The organism is Aquiflexum sp. (genome assembly GCF_041749095.1).
Lineage (GTDB): Bacteria > Bacteroidota > Bacteroidia > Cytophagales > Cyclobacteriaceae > Aquiflexum.
In genome coordinates this window covers 1-2,405 of sequence record NZ_JBGTCA010000111.1, presented here as the reverse complement: position 1 = coordinate 2,405, position 2,405 = coordinate 1, and the positions used below count along the sequence as shown (strand labels likewise).

The window sequence follows — 2,405 nt, the reverse complement described above, 5'->3', positions numbered from 1 at the left end:
CTCCGACTTTTCGGACTATGTGCCTTTTGTGACCACACCTGATGAGGTGGTGGAGGCCATATTGAAATTGGCGGAAATTAATGAAAATGACCTGCTATACGACCTGGGTTCCGGTGATGGCAGGATTCCGATTGCGGCAGCCAAGCAGTTTGGAGCTAAAGCCATTGGTGTAGAAATAGATGCCGAGCTTGTTGCTTTGGCCAATGAAAATGCCCTGAAATTCGGTGTTTCAGAAAAAGTGACTTTTGTACAAGGTGATCTTTTTGAAATGGACTTTAGTGATGCCACTGTTTTGGTGATTTATCTTTTTCCAGATATCAATCTGAAATTAAGACCAAAGATCCTTAAACTGAATCCCGGGACAAGGATTGTTTCCCATCGCTTTGACATGGGAGATTGGGAACCTGAGAGAACGGAAAAGATAATCCTACCGGATGGAAAAGAACATGTGATCTATTTGTGGAGAGTTCCGGATTAAATTTTTTTTACAATAATCATTCTTTCCTATGTTGTCCGCTTTTTTTGTACATCGGTCTTCCGACTTCGGTCTTCCGTCTTCCGTCTTTCTTCACCATCCAAGCTTCAATAAAAACAAATAAGCTTACTGCCATCCTATCGATTGAAACCTGGAATTAACTTTTATCTCTTGGAAAGCATAAAGCGAATTCGTTTTTCTATAGTAACAATAATAAACAATGCCACAGATACACCGATAATTCTCCACCAAGAGTCCATTTGCAAAGGACTTGAATTGAAGAGGGTATTCATGACCGGGGTATAGATATAAAGCAATTGGAAAAAGATCATGGCTGCAATACCAATAAAGATCCATTTGTTGGTAAAAAAACCAATTTCAGACAAAGGTCTTACCATCGAACGGCAATTAAACAGATAGGCAGCTTCCATAAAAACAAATACACTTGTAGCTACTGTCTGACCGTAGGACACAGATTGGTTCAAATAATCCACTTCATAAATATAAAGTCCAAATGCAGCGATCATCAACAAGATTCCGACCAAAAGTGTCCGCATGATCAGATCTGTTGTGAGAATCGGCTGTTTCGAAGGTCGTGGAGGTCTATCCATAATTCCGGGCTCTTTTGGTTCAAAAGCCAGCATCAATCCCAATAGAATAGCCGTAGTCATATTGATCCAAAGCAATTGTACCGGCAAAATGGGGAGTTGGGAACCAATGACCACTGCTGCCAATATGACAAGCCCTTCTCCAAGATTTGTAGGAAGTGTCCACACAATAAACTTCGTCAGGTTATCAAATACACTCCGCCCTTCTTCGACCGCACCCTCTATTGAGGAGAAGTTATCATCGGTCAAAACCATGTCCGAAGCATCTTTAGCCACGTCCGTACCTGTAATTCCCATCGCAACACCAATATTGGCCTGTTTGAGGGCAGGCCCATCATTGACGCCATCTCCTGTCATGGCTACTATTTTGCCTCTTTCCTGAAGGGCCTTTACAAGGCGGAGTTTTTGATCAGGTGATACCCTTGCAAAAACAGCCACTGATTCAGCAACATCTGCAAATTCTCCATTTTCAAGTACCTGAAGTTCTTTTCCATTCAGTGCTTTAAGCTTACCATTTTCCTGGCGACCCTGTAATCCGATCTGTTCGGCAATGGAGGCCGCAGTGATGGCATGGTCACCTGTAATCATCTTTACATCAATTCCTGCTTTTTGACATAGTTCCACTGCTTCAATGGCTTCTTTTCTCGGAGGGTCAATCATTCCCTGAATACCCAGAAAAATCATTTCCGAATTAACGTCCTCATGGTTTACCCTTTCCATTTCCTCAGATGGGATTTTCATCGCAAAGCCCAATACCCTCAGTCCTTGAGAAGCCAAATCTTCTACCTTTGAAAGCACATTGTCTTTATTCAATTCAATGGCTTCTCCCATTTCATTGTACATCGACGAACATCTTTCCAAAATTGCCTCAGATGCGCCCTTCATAAAAATAATCTGCTGATCACCACCGTGGAGGGTCGCCATATATTGGTATTCGGATTCAAAAGGAATGCTGCTAAGCCTTGGCAGTGAATTTTCAAGCTCTTCAATTATAAATCCCCCTTTGTTTGCTGATGCTATTAAAGCACCTTCAGTTGGTTCTCCCTCAATCATCCAAGCTCCGTTTTCCTCTTTTAATCTGCTGTCATTGCAGAGTAAGCCGGCCTGCAAACAAAGGGAAAGAGATTTATGGTTTTGAAGGTCAACAGCATTTTTATCCATTTCAATATCACCTTCCGGAGTGTACCCAAGGCCGGTGACATCGAAAAAATTACCTTCCGCAAAAATTTTCTGAACTGTCATCTGATTTTCTGTCAAGGTCCCGGTCTTATCAGAACAGATTACATTGGTACTTCCCAAGGTTTCCACAGCGACAAGTTTCC

Annotated in this window: 2 protein-coding genes; one reads left to right on the top strand and one right to left on the bottom strand. The window is 42.1% G+C overall.

What is annotated here, in order from left to right:
* The coding region (locus ACEW8O_RS06015; protein WP_373493719.1) for a class I SAM-dependent methyltransferase at positions 1–478 on the top strand (478 nt) is incomplete at its 5' end.
* A 161-nt stretch (positions 479–639) separates the two neighbouring features.
* On the opposite strand, the gene ACEW8O_RS06010 is transcribed toward ACEW8O_RS06015, so the two are convergent.
* The coding region (locus ACEW8O_RS06010) for an HAD-IC family P-type ATPase (protein WP_373493718.1) at positions 640–2,405 on the bottom strand (1,766 nt) is incomplete at its 5' end.